Source organism: Mycobacterium sp. NGS40 (genome assembly GCF_059812735.1).
Map to the genome: position 1 here is coordinate 433,626 of NZ_JCALDG010000002.1, position 16,709 is coordinate 450,334.

Consider the following 16,709-nt stretch of genomic DNA (forward strand, 5'->3'; position numbering starts at 1 on the left):
AGGTTGCTGGCCGCCAACCCTGATGCGGGGGGTTCGGCAACGGGAGAGGACCTAGGTTATGGGCATGGTCAAGCCGACGGGCGGGTTTGCCGAGGCCATGCTCGACGGTGGCGGATGGCCCGACGTAGCCGAGGACGCCTTCTACGACCGAGCCCAGCAGTACCTGCAGGTCTTGCGGCAGGTAACCGAAGTGCTGGACACCTTCCGCCGGCAGCAGGGCGAGATCTTCGCCAGTGGACTCTGGTCGGGCGGTGCAGCGGGAGCCGCCAACGGCCGGGTCGAATCGAATATCGACGAATTGGTGAAGTTGCAAGACGATTTGGCGACCGCGATCACCTGGCAGCGGAAGGTCGCCGGATCGATCGAGCAAGCGAAGTCGGACATCGGCGACAACGTGGAGGCCGCGCACCGGCGGATCAATCTGATCGAGCAGGATGCCAAGCTCGAGCCCGCCGAACGAACCGCCGCCATCAATTCGGTGGTCGCCGCGACGCATACCGCTAATGTCGGCGTGGTCCAAGGCACCGCGGAGCAGATTTTGGAGAGCAAGGACTGGAAGCCGCCTGAGCGCGCGCTGCAGGATCTGCTCGACCAGAAGGCACCGCCGGACTCCTCGTCCCCGGACCCATTGCTGGGCGATCGTGACCGGGGTGGCCGTTCCTGGGGACAGGGTTCCCCGGACGGCGCCGCGCCGCCCTCGACCGCGGCTCCCCCGCCGGCCACCACCGCCACACCGCCGACAACTGTTATGGCCCCGGCACCGCCAGCGCCGGTAGCGCCGGCAACCACCGGCGGGACCGCTGCGGCCGTGCCACCGAGCGCACCGAAACCGTTGAGCCCGGCGGAATCCGCGCCACCCCTGGGCGCCGGCGGCCGCAACACCGCCATGCCGGCCGCGCCGGCCGCGCAGTGGGCGGGGCCGCGCGACACGGGTCCCGCGATGGCGCCGGCGTCGGCGACCGGAATGCCTGCCGCACCGGCGGCACCCGCCGGATCGCGCGGTGCCGCCGCGGGTTCGAGCACGGGGTCCGGTGCGCCGGTCGGGCAAAACTCGCCCGGTTCATCGGCCGGTATGCGACCGGCTGCGGCCCATCCGTCGCCGCGCAGTGCCGCAGCGGCCGGCCCGAAGGCGGCTGCGGCCCAGGCTCAGCGCACCGAATCCGATGCGGCCGCGGCGATTCCGGTTTCGTCGGCGCGGGCCGAACGCGATGCCGCTGCGGCGGCGGCGCGTCGCGGCGGGGCCGATCCCCTGGTGCTCGCGCGGCGCATCGCGGCTGCGCTGAATGCACCCGACAGCGGCGGCGCCGGCCATTTGAAGTTCTTCTGGGTGACCGCGGTGACCACCGAGGGCGTCATCGTGGTGGCCAACAACTACGGACTGGCCTACCTCCCCGACGGCGTGCGGCTACCCGAACAGGTTCACCTGGCCAGTGCCGAGACGGCGATTCCGGCCACCGAGCGCGCACGCTGGGCCACCTACCCGGTGGTCGCCGTGCAGGGTTGGGCAGCACACCGAAACACCAAGCTGCGAGCGGTGATTGCGACCGACGAGCAGTTCGGCGATTCCGATCCGGGCGTGGCCAAGGTCGTGCTGAAGCCCGAGGACATCCCGGAAAGCGGCGCAATGGCCGGGCGGTCCCGGCTGGAGGTGGTCGATCCTTCGTCGGCAGAGCGCCTGGCGGGTACTCCCGATTCGCGGTTGCTTGCCCTGTTGCCGGCGCCGCCGGCCAGCGCGCCCACGGACGGGCGCTCGAAGTTGTGGCTGGAGGTGATGCGTCCCTTGGCGAGCCGTGCCAGTGGCCGCGAGAAGGCCCACTTGCGGGCCTTCCGCGGCTACGCCGCGCACGCCCAAGAAGTGATCCTCGGCGAAGCGCGCGTGGCGGCCGATCCGGTTGCCCAGCGTTGCGCCGTCAGCGACTGGCTTTACTGGAAGCACGTCACCGCGTTGCTCGATGCCGCAACCGCGCCGTCACCGGCGCAGCCCGCGACCACGCCCTAATCCCAACGGCCATCAAATGCCTTGCTGCTACTCCGGTTTCGCTTGAAACGAGCTCGTCGCCGCAGTAAGCGAGTCCGCCATCTGTCCCAGCGACTCGATCAACTGCTCCTGTTCGGCATCGACCACCGGCGCCGCGGTGGCCTGCGCGTTTTGTATCGCCTCGTTGACCCGCAGCGCCACGGTTTCGATACCCAGTCGCAGCAGGCCGTCGTCGATGTGCAAGCCGGTAAGCCATTGGTGACCGTCGACCGTGGCCCGCACGGTTTCGGTTTCATCTGAGCCACTGAAGGATTCGGCTTTCAGATTGTCCGTCTGCGCGTCTGCCATCGATTGGATCTGCTGCGCGGTGCGCAGCACCTCGGCCACGACGGGGTGCATCTCGGTACTCATCTGACGTCCTTACTAATCGTTGCCGTAGCGCGTGGCGAACACATCCGCCTGTGCGCGAATAGCCTGATCAGGCGATCGCAACTGCGTTACGCCGGTCTCCAGTGCTTCGGCAATAAACTCTTCATCCTCTTGATCTGTTATCCCCAAGTGCCGGAAGGCGTCGAGCACGAATGAGTGCTGAATCGACAGTGCCCGTTGCCGAGCGAGGTCCGCGATGGCGAATATCTCTGCCGCAAGCCCGGATTCGGTCATCTTCGCCGCATCCGCCGACAGCTCGACCAGTGAAACTCTGCCGTCCATGGTCGCCGTTACCGACACGGTCTCGGGGGGATTGGTCACCTTGGCCGTCGGTACGGCATCGTCATCTTCAGCGCCGGCGGCGTCAGGGTCACCATCGTTCTCGGCCAGCGCATCGATCAATTCGTCCCCGGTGTGCAGGGGCGGGGCCGGCTCGCTGACCACCAATGAGTCGATCACCGACGGCTCGGCGGCATCGACCCCGTCCCCGAAATCCAGGAACGCGCCGCTCTCCTGTCCGAAACCGTCACTGCTTTCGGGTGCGGGGTTATCGCCGAAATCCCAGGCGGCGTAATTTCCGTCGTCGCCGTGCCCGTGCTGTGTGGTGTCCACTCTGGCGTCTCTCCTTCGAACTGATAACGGTAAGCGGCCGATCAGCCGGGTAACACCTGCCGTTTGAGGTTCGCGCCGGTCTGGGTGTCGGTGCTGCCATACGCGGTCGCACTGTCACGCAATTTTTGGGCCAGGTCCTCGCACACGCTGATCATGTTGGTGCACGCGGCTTCTCGTTCTCGCTCCGTGACGAACATGACGCCCCAGAACGCCGCCGAGATCAAACCGTGGTCCCAGATCAGCTTTTGGGCCAACCCATTGGCCGTTGCCATCGCGTTGCCGATTGCGACGGCGGATTCATCCTGCTCGACAGCGGCCGCTTCCAGGGCGGCGGGCTCGACTTGCAGATTGTCTGTCATGGATTCTTTCCTCGACCTTGGTGTCTCAGCGGACGCGTTCCTGCGCCTGTTCGGCGCCGGCCGCGGGGGTATCGACGGGGGCACGTTCTCCGACTCCGGCGCCCGTGGCCGCCGTTTCGAAGTCCCGACTGAGAACGTCTTCCTCGGCGGCGGCGCTCTCCCGGACAGGCGACTTCTCCGAGGACGCGGCCGACCCCGACGCGGCCCGCGAGCCCGACTGTCGGCCCGACACCTGACCGACGGGGGGCATGGCGTATGCCGCCGCGGTACCGGTCTGCGGGACAGCCCGTTCGGACGGCTCGCCGGCCCAAACACCCTGCGGACTTTCACCTTCGCCGGTGCTCGCCGCGCCCGGGGAAGGTGTCCCGGCGGATTGCGATGCCGGCCCGTCGAAACCACCCGATACCGCGGCCGAGGACCCCGCGTTGATCTGGTCGAACCCGCTCACGCTGGACTTCGGCGCGGGCGCCACCTCCGGCGTCGTCGACTCCGAACCCGTGACAACCGCGCTGGCGGCGATCCCGGTGTATTCGAGGTTGATGAGCTGGAGCTGATTCGCGTTTTGCCCGGCTTTGAGAGCAGCCAGACCGGTCGTGGGGAGCGCCACCGCCATACCTATCCCGAAGGCCGCCCACTGGAACCAGCGTGAAATCGCTGGGCCGGCCGGGCCCGCGGCCCATCTCAGGGTCGCCGCTATCGGGATACACACGGTGAAAAAGGCCCTGACACTCGTCAGGGTGATTTTGCAATTTCCCAGCATGTCGGAGTTTTGCAAGAGCAGCGCCGCGACCTGGAGATCGAGATCCGCCGCCGTTGACGCCCATTGCATTTGTTCGGCGTTGCGGGCGTTGTAGGCGTCGGCCGACGCGCCCGACCAGGATTCACTGTCCACCGCAGCATCTTTGAGGTTCTGCCACGCCAGGTCGAAGTCTTTGGAAGCCGATTCGTACGTCTGACCCTGCTCCTTGCCGCTGCCGAGGAGAAGCGTCAAAGCGGTCACGATCTGTATGCCGCGTTCCAGGATGACGGCCTCGACCCCGAAGGCGTCCCTTAACGATTCCTCGCTACCCCAGTTGCCCGAGAGCAAGTCGAGGCCCTTGGATTTGGGCAGGTAGTTCTTACCGATCGCATATCCGCCTTGGCCCAGCGCCAGGAAAAGGTTGAGGGCGCCGTCGGCGTAATTGCCCGTCGCGAAGGCTTTGCCGGCCGCGACCGCGCTGAAGCCGGGCTTCCAGGTATCCGAAATCTTGGGCATCGTTGATTTCCTCCGAATTTCACCGGAACCCGGCGGCCGTAATTCGAATGGAGTCTAACAGCGCACTGGATGAAGTGTGCACCAATCTTGCTGCGCAGCAGGCACTTTCGCCTACCGACACTTGTGCGACGCTCGTTGGTCGACTGTTGTTCACCTTTGCTGGCAACGCCATCTCAGCCACGCCGGCGCACGATTACTCGGGTGTGTCGTTGCGTCGGCGAACACCGATGACCGACGAAGTCCACGGTCGATCCTCGGTGTAGATGTCCTCTTCGTCCCCGTAGCGCTTGGCCTTGGAGTCCTTGCCCTGGCCCTGATTAGCGCCGGCGCCCATCGGCATCCCGCCGCCCATCGCGCCGCGGCCGGCCGCCGCGCCGCCCGCACCCGGACCAACGCCAACCCCGCCGGCCGCGGGTCGTGTCGAACCACCCGAACCCGCTTCCGCGTCCGACGAGCCCTGCAACGGCATCGACGGCATGCCGCCGCCGCCGAACGACGCCGGCTTGACCCCACCGCCGGTCGAGAGTCCGGGCACTCCCGTCGGCAGTGGCGGTGCCGCCTGGGCGAATGGGTCACCGGCCGGGTCGGTTTGGCTGGAGGCCATGTTGCTGAGGCTGCTCACCGTGTCCGCGATGTTGGTGTTGCCCAGCTGCGACGCGAGCGCACCGGGGTTGGCGACACCGGTCCCCGAGTCGACGACACCACCGATAGCGCCACGGATGACTTCCCCGGCGTTATCCGGTATTTGCAGCGGCGCCTTGATCGTGACCGCGGCCGGCGGATTGGAGGGATACACGAGCGCCAGCGGCAACGCGGCGCGCTGATTGTAATCGGCCAGCACCGTCTCCGACCTTTCCTGCATATCCACGTACCACGTCAGAATTTCGTTCTGCCGGTTGATGTCTCCCCTCCTTCCGTACTCGTCGTACCAGAAGTCGGCGATGTAGAGGTCGTAGGACGTGGGGTGGACCGTGACGGCCCATTTGTGGGCGTCTAAAACAGCTCTGGATTGACCGGTGATCTGATAGCACGAGCCGCCGCCCAGCTGGATCAAATATTTCTTCTGTTGTTCGAAATTGGCTTCGACCGCGGCCGCGGACTCGCCTTCCCAATATTCGAATGGCCGGAACCGCTGCATGACGGCAGCGGATTGCAGCACCAAAACATAGTTGTTCCACTCGGCCTCGAATCTGGCGTATGCGATGCCTTGATCCGGCGCCTCGATATCCGCGATCGCTTTCCTGAGGTCGTAATAACCGTCATATCCCGGCGTTTCCGGCGGTGGCGGGAATTGGTCGTCCCTGCCGGTTTTCTGCGCAGCAGGCGTGCTCGCGGACTCGGGCGTGGTGGATGACCCCGCGGTGAGCGCGTCCGCGGCCGCCTGATCGGCTTCCTCGTAGGCCAGCGCCGCGTTCCGCAGCGATTCCGCAAGTATCAGGTATTCCTGCTCGGCACGTTTGATGCTTTCGCGAATCGCGGCGGCAGAATAATCCAGCTGGGTGCCGGAATCCTCGACAAAAGAAATGGCGCACGGGGGCCGGGCGTTCTGCTGCGGCGGAATGGGCAGTGGCACCTCGAGTTCGGCCGCCCGGGCCATCAGCTCGTCGTACTCGACCTTGAGCATCTCGGCCATGAACGACTCTCCTTCGGCGCCGAAGCGATCATCACGAGAACCAATCGCCCGGCTGAAACTGCACTCGTCAGCTTTGCTGCGCCGTGCGGGCGAGGCTCATCGTAATGCAGCAAGGTCGGAGTCGCAGCGCGATCGTGCGATCGCCGATCCGATGCCGCTAGGCCAGGCGGGTGACCTCGACGACGACGTCGAGGTCGGTTGCGCCCTGCCCCGAGAAGATGCCCTTGAGCGGGGACACGTCGGTGTAGTCGCGCCCGACGCCGACGCTGACGTATTGCTCGCTGATCTCGGTGTCGTTGGTCGGGTCGTAGTTCCACCACCCACCCGTCCAGGCTTGGAGCCACGCGTGGCTTCTACCGTCCACGGTGTCCCCGACGACGGCGTTCCGTTTGGGGTGCAAATACCCCGATACGTAACGGGCCGGAATTCCCATCTCGCGCAACAGCATTAGCGACAGGTGAACGAAGTCCTGACAGACGCCCTTGCCCGCCCGGAGCGCCTCGATCCCGGGCGAGTGCACCCCGGTGGTCCCCGGAAGGTATTCCAGCTCGCCGTGCACCCAGTTGGCCGCGGCGATCACGGCTTCCTGTGGCTCGTGGCTTTTGATGATCTTCTTGCCGACCGAGCTGAGCCGCTTGCTTGCCGGGGTGTAGTCGGTGGGCTGGAGCAATTCGTCGAACCGATCGATCACCGCGGCGGACTGTAGGTCCGTCCAGCTGACGTCCTTGGCGGCCGGCTCCGGCTGCTCGGTCTCGACGACCGACGACGACGTCACCGTCAGATCGGTGTGCGGCGCGTGCAAGTCGAACGCGGTGACGGCGGTGCCCCAGTAGTCGATGTAGCGGTAAGACCGGGTTGCCGGAATGGTTTCGACCCGGTTGAGGATGACGTTTTGCCGGGTGTCCGAACTCGGGGTCAGCCTGGCCTCGTTATAGGACGCGGTCACCGGCGATTGGTAGGCGAACCCGGTCGTGTGCACCACGCGCAGCCGCCACATCAGGTATCCCCGTTCCGGGCGACCAGGCTGGCGCTATTGCCCGCATCCGACCATGCCACCCATGGCGTGACATGGAAGTACTGCAGCGACAACGCATCTCCGACATCTCGGCAGGTTGTCTGCAGGCCGTCCAGCCGCGTCTCGAGCGTGTCGAGCAATACGCCCGGTGGCAGGAATTCCAGTTCGCTGCGGGCCTGTCCGAGCAGTCGCTGCGCCTCCGCGGTGGCCCCCACCCGGCTCATCGGGTTGCGCACCAACTCTTCGATGCTCTCCTCGGCGAGCTTGAGCGAGTAGAACACCGAACGCGGGAACAACCGGTCGAGCATCATGAATTCGACCACCCGGCCGGCGTCCAGCACCCCGCGATAGGTACGCAGATAGGTGTCGTGAGCGCCCGCCGAGCGCAGCAGGGTGACCCAGGCCGGCGAGGAGGCGCTGTCCCCCACCCGAGACAGCAAGAGCCGCACCGTCATGTCGACGCGCTCAATGGCGCGGCCCAACAACATGAATCGGTATCCGTCGTCACGCGAAAGAGTCGAATCCGCCAGGCCGGCGAACATCGCGGCCCGGCCCTCGATGAACGACAGAAACTCATGGGGCCCAAGGCGTTTGGCGGCACGTTGGCGTTCGGACAGGGCGTGGTAGGTGGTGTTGAGACATTCCCAGATTTCGCTGGACGTCACCTCGCGGGCCGACTTGGCGTTCTCGCGCGCCGCCGTAATTGCGTCGACGATCGAGGAACCGCCCTTGTTGTCGGTGCTGTAGGCCACCATGTCGGTCAACGACCAGACGTCCAAGTCGTGGTCCGGCGCCTCGATGCCGAGCACCCGCAACAGCAGCCGGGAGGCCTGGTCGGGGTCGACGCTGGAATCCTCCAGCAGTTGGTGCAGCGCCACATCCAGAATGCGCGCGGTGTCATCGGCCCGCTCGACATAGCGGCCAATCCAGTAGAGCGCCTCGGCATTTCGGGCCAACATCAGCGGACCGTCCTCTGCTGTTGTTGCTGCTGCTTTTGCTTCTGCTTTTTCGGCCGCTTCTCCTCCTGCGGTTGCTCACCCTGCAGCGGCTGCTGATGCGACGAGGCCGACGAGTCGTCGGCCTCGTGATCCGACCTGGACTTCGGCAACGACCGCACGACTTCGGCGGCGCCCAGCTCGCGTTCGGCGCCGGATGTGCGCGGCGCCAGCACCCAGGTGTCCTTGGAGCCGCCACCCTGACTGGAGTTGACCACCCGCGAGCCCTCGACCAGGGCCACTCGGCTCAACCCGCCCGGCAGCACCCACACCTCGTCGCCGTCATTGACCGCGAACGGTCGCAGGTCGACGTAGCGCGGGGCCAGCGCGTTGCCGATCCGCGTCGGCACGGTGGACAGCTCCATCATCGGCTGCGCGATCCAACTGCGGGGCTCGTCACGGATTTTCTTGCTGACCGCCGCGAGTTCTTTTTCGGAAGCTTCCGGACCGAACACGATGCCGTAACCCCCGGATCCCTCGACCGGCTTGATGACCAGCTCGTCGACCCGGTCGAGCACCTCCTCGCGTTCGTCGTCCAGCCAGCACCGGTAGGTGTCCACATTGGCCAGCAGCGGCTTCTCGCCGAGGTAGTACTCGATCATGGTCGGCACGTAGGTGTAGACCAGCTTGTCGTCGCCGACGCCGTTGCCGATCGCGCTGGAGATCACGACGTTGCCGGCGCGGGCGGCGTTGACCAGGCCGGCCACCCCCAGCACCGAGTCGGCCCGGAACTGCAGCGGGTCGAGGAAGATGTCGTCGATGCGCCGATAGATGACGTCGACCTGGCGCTCCCCCTCGGTGGTGCGCATGTACACCTGGTTGTCGCGGCAGAACAGGTCGCGGCCCTCGACCAGTTCGACGCCCATCTGACGGGCGAGCAGCGAATGCTCGAAGTAGGCGGAGTTGTAGACGCCGGGGGTCAGCACCACCACGGTCGGGTCGGCCTCGTTGGTCGCCGCGGAATTGCGCAGTGCTCGCAACAGGTGCGAAGCGTAGTCGTCGACCGCACGCACCCGGTGGGTGGCGAACAGGTTCGGGAAGACCCGCGCCATCGTGCGCCGGTTCTCCATCACATACGACACGCCCGACGGGGAGCGCAGGTTGTCCTCGAGGACCCGCCAGGTGCCTTTCTCGTCGCGGATCAGGTCGATGCCGGCGACGTGGATACGCACACCGTTGGGCGGGACGATGCCGACAGCCTGACGGTGAAAGTGCTCGCAGGAGGTGACCAGACGGCGCGGAATCACGCCGTCGTTGAGGATCTCCTGATCGCCGTAGATGTCGTCGAGGTACATCTCCAGGGCTTTGACCCGTTGGACGATGCCACGCTCGAGTCGGTTCCATTCGGCCGCGGAGATCACCCGCGGCACCAGGTCCAGCGGAAACGGCCTTTCCTGGCCCGATAAGGAGAACGTGATGCCCTGGTCGATGAACGCTCGGGCCAGCGCGTCGGCGCGGGCTCGCAGGTCCGACGCGTCCGACGGCGCCAGTTCGGCGTAGATGCCCTTATACGGGCCACGCACGTTGCCCTGCGCGTCGAACATCTCGTCGAAGGCCATTTCGTAGGCGTCCGACGAGTTGTACCCGCGGAAGATGCGCTCGGACCGCGCCGGCGCCTGTGCAGCGCCGCGCGAACCCCGCCTGGCTGTTTCAACCTGGTTCGCAAGACTCACTTTTAGGATGCTGCCTCAAATCGACGTTATGGCAGGCCACGAGTTCCCGTTTTGGGAGAAAACGTAACCGACTGCTAACCTGAGCAGTCGCAATCGGGTGTGGGGCGCCCCCCGAGACGAATACTTGCAAACACCAGAGACGACGAAGGAAAGTTCCGCGTGGCCAACATCAAGTCGCAGCAGAAGCGCATCAAGACCAACGAGCGCGCCCGACTGCGCAACAAGTCGGTGAAGTCGTCGCTGCGCACCGCCGTGCGCGCGTTCCGCGAGGCGGCCGAAGCCGGTGACAAGGACAAGGCCGCGGAGTTGCTGGTGTCGACCAACCGCAAGCTGGACAAGGCGGCCACCAAGGGCGTAATCCACAAGAACCAGGCCGCGAACAAGAAGTCGGCGCTGGCGCGTTCCCTCAACAAGATCTGAGCCCTGGGCTATCGGGCCCGGTCGGCGACCAGTTCCGCTACCTTTCGGACCGCTGACTCCAACGCGTAGTCGGCGTCCGCGGCGGCACCCTTGACGTCGGCGTTGAGTTCGGCGACCACTTTCATCGCGGTTGCCACACTGTCGCGCGACCAGCGCCGGGCCTGCTTCTGAGCCTTCTGCACCCGCCAGGGCGGCATCCCCAGCTGCCCGGCCAGCCGGTACGGGTCGCCGGAAAGCGGCCCGACCCGACCGATGGTGTGGATGGCTTCGGCCAGTGCGTCGGCCAGCACCACCAGCGGCTCGCCGCGCATCATTGCCCACCGCAGTGCCTCGGCAGCGCCCGCGACATCGCCGGCCACGGCCTTATCCGCGATATCGAAGCCCTTCACCTCCGCCTTGCCGCTGTGGTAGCGGCGCACCGCGGCCTCGTCGACCTCACCGCCGGTGTCCGCAACCAGCTGCGAGCACGCCGAGGCGAGCTCGCGAACGTCGGAGCCGACGGCGTCCAACAGGGCGGTGACGGTGTCCTCGTCGACCTTGACTCGCAGCGCGCGGAACTCCTTGCGGATGAAGTCGATGCGTTCGCTCAGCTTGGTGATCCGTGCGCAGGGATGCACCTCGGCGCCCAACGACTTCAGCTGGTCGGCCAGCGCCTTGGCGCGCCCGCCGCCCGAATGCACCACCACCAGCATCGTGGCCGGCGGCAGGTCCGCGGCGGCCGCGGCGATCATCGTGACCGCGTCCTTGCCCGCTTCGGCCGCGGCCTCCAGCACCACGATGCGTTCGTCGGCGAACAGCGACGGACTGAGCAACTCGGCGAGCTCGAAGGTGCTGACGTCGCCGGCCCGCATGCGGTTGACCGGGATGTCGTCACTACCGGCACGCTTGCGTGCCGCCCGCAGCACGTCCGCCACGGCCCTCTCGACCAGTAGTTCCTCGTCTCCCAGGACCAGGTGCAACGGCGACGCCTCACTCACCCCACGATGGTGTCACGAAGGGCCGACCAATCCGCTCGGGGATCCAGCAGCTCCGACGCCGACCAGGCCAGCGCACACAGCACCGCGAGCAGCCCGGCCACCCGGGTCGACGCGCGAAACCAGGGCCGTCGCCACAGCAGCACCGCGAGCGCGAGTAGCAGCGCGGTGGCGCAGCCAACCAGCAGCACGCCGGCCAGGCCATCGGGTACCGGCACGGTCGCCGCGGGCGCCCCGGCCGCGATGTGCGCCACCGCGGACACCCACCACACCTCCGGGCCGGTGAAACGCATCAGCAGCTGCGCCCCCGGCAGCCAGAACACGCACATGACGGCCGCCGCGCTGCCCAGCACGGTGATGGGTGCGATGACCGGCGCGGCGGCCAGGTTGGCGGCCACGGCCACCAGGCTGAAGCGCCCCGAGATGCCGGCAACCAGGGGCGCGGTGACCAGCTGCGCGGCGACCGCAACAGCGAGTCCATCCGCGAGCGGCTTGGGACAACCCTTGGCCGCCAGCCGACGCGACCAGACCGGCGCGATGACCACCAGCGCGCCGGTCGCCAGCACCGACAGCGCGAAGCCGGCATCGACAGCGAGCTGGGGAGCGAGGGCAAGCAACAGCAGCACCGTGGCCGACAGCGCCGGAATCGCTTGCCGCCGGCGTGCAGTCAACATCCCCGCCAGCGCGATGGCGCCCATCACCGCCGCCCGCAACACGCTGGCGGTCGGTTGGACGACGATCACGAACGCCACCAATGCCACACCCGCGAGCAGCACCGCCGCTCGCGGACCGATGAGCCTCGCCGAGAACAGCACCGCGGCGCACACGATCGTGACGTTGGCTCCCGAGACGGCCGTCAGGTGCGTCATGCCGGCCGCCCGGAATTCGCGGCCGGTGTCGGCGGTGAGCGCCGAGGTGTCGCCCAGGACCAGCGCCGGCAGCATCGCCGCCTGCGCGGCGGGCAGCACTTCGTGCGCGGTGGCGGCAAAGCGGCCGCGCACCACGTGCGCGGCCCGCTGCACCGCCCCCGCCCGGCCCGGGACGGGCCGGCCCGCCGCGTTGAGCACCGCGACGGTCAAGTCGTGGCGAGTGGGGCGACTGATCCGCGCGGAGAACCGCACCGGTTGGCCCACCATCACATCGAAGTCCGATGCTCGCGCGAAAACGATTACCCGGCCCGATATCGCGTCGTCGCGCAGCCGTTGCAGGGTGGCACGAAACATCAGCCGGCCCGCGCCCAACGACAGCGCGCTCTCACTGGGCGTCACGGTCACCGGGGCGACCGTCCCGAACGCCGCGGTCATCGGATGCCGAGCCACCGCGTCGGCGCGCAGTGCGATCGCGAATCCGAATCCGGAGCCGACCGCTCCGATCGCCACCAGACCGGCAGCGACGGCCCGCAGCCGCCGGTGGCGGGCGGCTTGTCGTGCCCCTCGCCAGGCCAGCGCTGCGGCCGCGGCGACCAGTGCGACGCAGCACCACGCCAGCACACGGCCGACGGGCCACACGATGCCCGACGCGGTGACGATCCAGCCGGTGAGTGCGGCGGGGACCAACCGTACATCGAGGCGGGCGAGCTCCGACAGCGCCCGCACCGGCGCGTCAGACACGAACCAGGGCGCGCAGCTTATCCAGCCGAGACGGCCCGATGCCATCGACGTCGGCGAGCTGGTCGACACTGGTGAACCTGCCGTTGGCCTGCCGCCAGCTCACGATCGCGGCGGCGGTGACCGGGCCGACCCCGGGCAGATCGTCCAATTGCTCCACGGTCGCGGTATTCAGGTCGAGCACCTCGCCCGCCTTCGGCCGCCCGGAGGCCTTGACCGACCCCGTCGGCACCGGCGTCTTCGCGGACGGCGACGAGCCGGGCGTGACCGAGCTGCCCAGCGCGGTCGGCTGCCCGGACACCGGTGCCAGCCCGACGACAATCTGCTCACCGTCACCGAGTGGGCGGGCCATGTTCAGGCCGATCGTGTCGGCGCCGTCCAGGGCACCGCCGGCGGCCTGCAACGCATCGGCGATCCGCGCACCCGGGGTCAACGTCACCAGACCCGGCTTGTGCACCAGGCCCACCACACTGACCACCACCGGCCGGTCCGGACCGGGAGTCGCTGAGGACCTAGGGCTCGGCGTGGACGCCTTCTCGACCGGGGGCAGCTTTGCGGACATCACCGGTGTGGGATGGTCGCGAACCAGCGTGAATATCGTGATCAGCACGGCCAGGGCTGCAATCACGGCCAACGCGATCGCACCGGCGCGGCCCGGATCGGCACGCAGCCGGGCCCGCCAGTTCCCGCTCTCCGACACGGCGGGAAGCCAACGCGGCAGCAACGAGTTCTGGTCCTCGTCCGGTTCGTCCTGGCCCGGCTCCTCGGCATCCGAATCGGCATCGGGGTCGGCGCCGAGGCGCCGGTGTAACCGCTCGGCGGGAAGTTCTGTTCGCATGCGCCCGACGGTAGGTGCGCCGACCGCCCGCACGGTTCCGCCCGGCGCCGTCTCCACCGCACGCTGTGGATTAACCGGAGGCTGTGCACAAGCACAGCCCCGGATGGGTCAAGATGGAACTCGGAGCGCACGACCGGACGGGGCGCCCATTCCGTCGGAACAGCGGTCGCCACGCTCAACCCAGGCAAAGGAGTCTGCATGCAACTGGCGCTGACGCCGGAGGAAGCCGCGTTCCGCGACGAGCTCCGCACCATTTTCACGACCAAGATCCCGCAAGACGCGCGCGACCGGGTACGCCGGGGCTCGGCGGAGGTGGTGCACGACGACGTGGTCACCAGCCACAAGATCCTGCACGAGCACGGTCTGGCCGTACCGAGCTGGCCGGTGGACTGGGGCGGCAAGGACTGGACGCCCACCCAGCACCAGATCTGGGCCGACGAGATGCAGCTGGCATGTGTCCCGGAGCCGTTGAACTTCAACACCAAGATGGTGGGCCCGGTGATCGCCGAATTCGGGTCTCAGGAGATCAAGGAGCGCTTCCTGCCGCCCACGGCCAGCCTCGACATCTGGTGGTGCCAGGGCTTTTCCGAGCCCGAAGCCGGCTCCGATCTCGCGTCGCTGCGCACCACTGCGGTGCGCGACGGCGACAGCTACGTCGTCAACGGACAGAAGACCTGGACCACGCTCGGCCAGTACGCCGACTGGATCTTCTGCCTGGTCCGCACCGACCCGCAGGCGCCCAAGCGCCAGGCCGGCATCTCGTTCCTGCTCTTCGACATGAAGACGCCGGGCATCACCGTACGGCCCATCAAGACGATCGACGGCGGCCACGAGGTCAACGAGTTGTTCTTCGAAGATGTCCGGGTGCCCGCCAATCAGCTTGTCGGAGAAGAGAATAAGGGTTGGACTTACGCGAAGTTCCTGCTGGGCAACGAGCGCACCGGCATCGCCGGCGTCGGACGTACCAAAGTGCGCCTCGCCGAGGTGAAGAAGTTCGCCACCGAGACCGGCATCATCGCCGATCCGCTGTTCGCGGCCCGGCTGGCGGAGGCCGAAAATGAGCTGCTGGCACTGGAACTCACGCAGTCGCGAGTGGTGACGGATTCCGCGGACGGCCAACCCAACCCGGCGTCGTCGGTGCTCAAGCTGCGCGGCAGCCAGTTGCAGCAGATCGCCACCGAGCTCCTTGTCGAGGTCGCCGGCCCGGACGCGCTGCCCGCCGATGGGGACGGCATCGCGTCTCCGGACTGGGCACAACACAGTGCGCCGCGCTACCTCAACTACCGCAAGACGTCGATCTATGGCGGCAGTAGCGAGGTGCAGCGCAACATCATCGCGTCCACCATTCTGGGATTGTGAGGCAGCCATGGACTTTCAGTTGACCGACGAGCAGGGCCTGCTGCGCGACACGACCCGCGATCTGCTGTCCCGCACCTACGACCCGGAGAGCCGCATCAAGGTCATCGGCAGTGATCTCGGCTGGAGCCGTGAGGTCTGGAGTCAGCTCGCCGACACCGGGATCCTGGGCCTGGGCTTCGACCCGGACGAAGCCGGCCAGATCGAGATCATGGTCGTGCTCGCCGAGGCCGGGCGCCGGTTGGCCCCCGAACCGATCCTGCACGCCGCGCTGGCGCCGGGTGCGCTGATCGCCGAACTGGGCACCGACGCACAGAAAGAACAACTCGACGACGTCGCGGCGGGCCAACGGCTACTGGCCTTCGCCCACCTGGAGCCGGGACATCGCACGCCGACCGCAACGGTCACGACTCAGGCTGCGCGGCAAGGTGATTCGTGGACGTTGACCGGACGCAAGAACCCGGTTCTTGCCGGTGACTGCGCCGATGCGCTGGTGGTCAGCGCCGCATTGCCGGACGGCGGCACCGGCCTGTTCCTGGTCGACGCCGGCTCAGACAACACGTCAGTCACCCGTCATCCCTACCGCACCTTCGACGGACAGCGCGGTGCGCAGGTCGATTTGGACGGCGCGGCCGCCGAGCCGTTGGGTGACGCCGTCGACGCGTCGGGTGCCATCAGCGGCGCCCTCGTTCGCATCCAGTCGGCGCTGTGCGCCGAGGCGGTCGGGGCGATGGAGGAAGCGGTGCGGCTGACCACCGATTACCTCAAGACGCGCAAGCAGTTCGGCGTCACGCTCAACAAGTTCCAGGCGCTTACGCAGCGAGCCGCCGACATGTACGTCTCGCTCGAGATGGCGCGCAGCATGAGCCTGTACGCGGCGATGTCGATCGCCGACGGCAACCTCGACCCGCTGATCGCGTCGCGGGCCAAGGTGCAGATCGGCCGGTCGGGCCGACACATCGCGCAGGAGTCGATCCAGATGCACGGTGGAATCGGAGTTACCGCCGAATATCCGGTGAGCCACTACGCCGCTCGGCTCACTGCCATCGAGCACACCCTGGGCACCTCGGGTGATCACATGCACAACCTGATCGACCACCTCGGCGACTACGACCTGGCCCGGCTCTAGCGGATGGCCGAGCTGTCCGACAGAGTCGTCGAGTTCCTCTCCGCCGGCACCCGCACCGGGATGCTGGGGTATGTGGCCGCCGACGGCAGGCCGCTGGTCGCCCCGGTGTGGTTCGTCGTCGACGATGGGCAACTGGCGTCCAACACCGGCCGTGACACGTCGAAAGGGCTAGCGCTGGCTCGTGATTCGCGCGTCGTGATCTGTGTCGACGATCCGCACCAGCCCTACTCCTTCGTACAGGTGCAGGGCTGGGATAAAAGAAGCGACGGTGAGCGAGGATCCGGCCGACGTGCTGGACATCGCGACCCGCACCGGCGGCCGCTACATGGGCGCCGAGCGTGCCGAGGAGCTCGGTCGGCGTAACTCCTCGGCCGGCGAACTGGTGGTGCGGGTCAACCCGACCAGGGTCGTCGCCGGATTCGATATCAGCGGCTGA

The 16,709-nt window shown here is 67.3% G+C and carries 15 protein-coding genes and 1 pseudogene; 5 read left to right on the plus strand and 11 right to left on the minus strand.

The features are described from left to right. The first annotated feature begins 64 nt into the window (after positions 1-64). A complete protein-coding gene (locus tag AC5Y5O_RS05450) occupies positions 65-1,999 on the plus strand; it encodes an EspK C-terminal domain-containing protein (protein WP_500024090.1) in 1,935 nt (644 codons plus the stop codon). Between the two features lie 27 nt (positions 2,000-2,026). Here AC5Y5O_RS05450 and AC5Y5O_RS05455 read toward each other — a convergent pair whose 3' ends face one another. The 8 genes from AC5Y5O_RS05455 to AC5Y5O_RS05490 all read right to left on the minus strand — a co-directional run bounded on the left by AC5Y5O_RS05455 (position 2,027) and on the right by AC5Y5O_RS05490 (position 9,958). After that, the gene (locus tag AC5Y5O_RS05455; protein WP_096289228.1) at positions 2,027-2,389 is read right to left on the minus strand and encodes a YbaB/EbfC family nucleoid-associated protein; all 363 of its coding nucleotides are present in this window, start codon (positions 2,387-2,389) and stop codon (positions 2,027-2,029) included. A 12-nt stretch (positions 2,390-2,401) separates the two neighbouring features. Beyond that, positions 2,402-3,019 (minus strand): hypothetical protein, encoded by a 618-nt coding sequence (locus AC5Y5O_RS05460; RefSeq protein WP_500024093.1) that lies wholly within the window; start codon positions 3,017-3,019, stop codon positions 2,402-2,404. Positions 3,020-3,060: 41 nt separating this feature from the next. Beyond that, complete coding sequence (locus tag AC5Y5O_RS05465) at positions 3,061-3,378, minus strand: type VII secretion target (RefSeq protein WP_096289232.1); 318 nt, start codon at positions 3,376-3,378, stop codon at positions 3,061-3,063. A 25-nt stretch (positions 3,379-3,403) separates the two neighbouring features. Further along, positions 3,404-4,633 carry an EspA/EspE family type VII secretion system effector gene (locus tag AC5Y5O_RS05470; protein ID WP_096289234.1) on the minus strand — a complete coding sequence of 410 codons (1,230 nt, stop codon included), beginning with the start codon at positions 4,631-4,633 and terminating at the stop codon, positions 3,404-3,406. A 193-nt stretch (positions 4,634-4,826) separates the two neighbouring features. Continuing rightward, the gene (gene espB, locus AC5Y5O_RS05475; RefSeq protein ID WP_500024095.1) at positions 4,827-6,266 is read right to left on the minus strand and encodes an EspB family ESX-1 secretion system-associated protein; all 1,440 of its coding nucleotides are present in this window, start codon (positions 6,264-6,266) and stop codon (positions 4,827-4,829) included. A gap of 157 nt (positions 6,267-6,423) precedes the next feature. Then, positions 6,424-7,263 (minus strand): transglutaminase family protein, encoded by an 840-nt coding sequence (locus AC5Y5O_RS05480; protein WP_096289238.1) that lies wholly within the window; start codon positions 7,261-7,263, stop codon positions 6,424-6,426. After that, complete coding sequence (locus tag AC5Y5O_RS05485) at positions 7,263-8,240, minus strand: alpha-E domain-containing protein (protein WP_096289240.1); 978 nt, start codon at positions 8,238-8,240, stop codon at positions 7,263-7,265. Before AC5Y5O_RS05485 ends, AC5Y5O_RS05480 begins: the two co-directional genes overlap by 1 nt. Next, complete coding sequence (locus AC5Y5O_RS05490; RefSeq protein ID WP_423790924.1) at positions 8,240-9,958, minus strand: circularly permuted type 2 ATP-grasp protein; 1,719 nt, start codon at positions 9,956-9,958, stop codon at positions 8,240-8,242. Before AC5Y5O_RS05490 ends, AC5Y5O_RS05485 begins: the two co-directional genes overlap by 1 nt. A 150-nt stretch (positions 9,959-10,108) precedes the next feature. Between AC5Y5O_RS05490 and rpsT the strand changes: the two genes are divergently transcribed. Beyond that, positions 10,109-10,369, plus strand: coding sequence for a 30S ribosomal protein S20 (gene rpsT, locus AC5Y5O_RS05495; protein ID WP_025736070.1), 261 nt, complete (start codon positions 10,109-10,111; stop codon positions 10,367-10,369). 8 nt (positions 10,370-10,377) lie between these two features. Here rpsT and holA read toward each other — a convergent pair whose 3' ends face one another. From holA to AC5Y5O_RS05510, 3 genes are read right to left on the minus strand one after another with little or no spacing between them, the layout of a single operon-like run. Continuing rightward, the gene (holA, locus tag AC5Y5O_RS05500; protein ID WP_500024145.1) at positions 10,378-11,328 is read right to left on the minus strand and encodes a DNA polymerase III subunit delta; all 951 of its coding nucleotides are present in this window, start codon (positions 11,326-11,328) and stop codon (positions 10,378-10,380) included. 14 nt (positions 11,329-11,342) lie between these two features. Next, a complete protein-coding gene (locus tag AC5Y5O_RS05505; protein ID WP_243394127.1) occupies positions 11,343-12,953 on the minus strand; it encodes a ComEC/Rec2 family competence protein in 1,611 nt (536 codons plus the stop codon). Further along, positions 12,946-13,788, minus strand: a complete 843-nt coding sequence (locus AC5Y5O_RS05510; RefSeq protein WP_096291266.1) for a ComEA family DNA-binding protein — start codon at positions 13,786-13,788, stop codon at positions 12,946-12,948. The genes AC5Y5O_RS05505 and AC5Y5O_RS05510 overlap by 8 nt, the downstream gene beginning before the upstream one ends. A gap of 198 nt (positions 13,789-13,986) precedes the next feature. On the opposite strand from AC5Y5O_RS05510, the gene AC5Y5O_RS05515 reads away from it, so the two are divergent. The 3 genes and pseudogenes from AC5Y5O_RS05515 to AC5Y5O_RS05525 all read left to right on the plus strand — a co-directional run bounded on the left by AC5Y5O_RS05515 (position 13,987) and on the right by AC5Y5O_RS05525 (position 16,709). Next, complete coding sequence (locus AC5Y5O_RS05515; RefSeq protein WP_500024100.1) at positions 13,987-15,147, plus strand: acyl-CoA dehydrogenase family protein; 1,161 nt, start codon at positions 13,987-13,989, stop codon at positions 15,145-15,147. Positions 15,148-15,154: 7 nt separating this feature from the next. Next, a complete protein-coding gene (locus AC5Y5O_RS05520; protein ID WP_500024102.1) occupies positions 15,155-16,273 on the plus strand; it encodes an acyl-CoA dehydrogenase family protein in 1,119 nt (372 codons plus the stop codon). Positions 16,274-16,276: 3 nt separating this feature from the next. Then, positions 16,277-16,709: pseudogene (locus tag AC5Y5O_RS05525) on the plus strand (PPOX class F420-dependent oxidoreductase).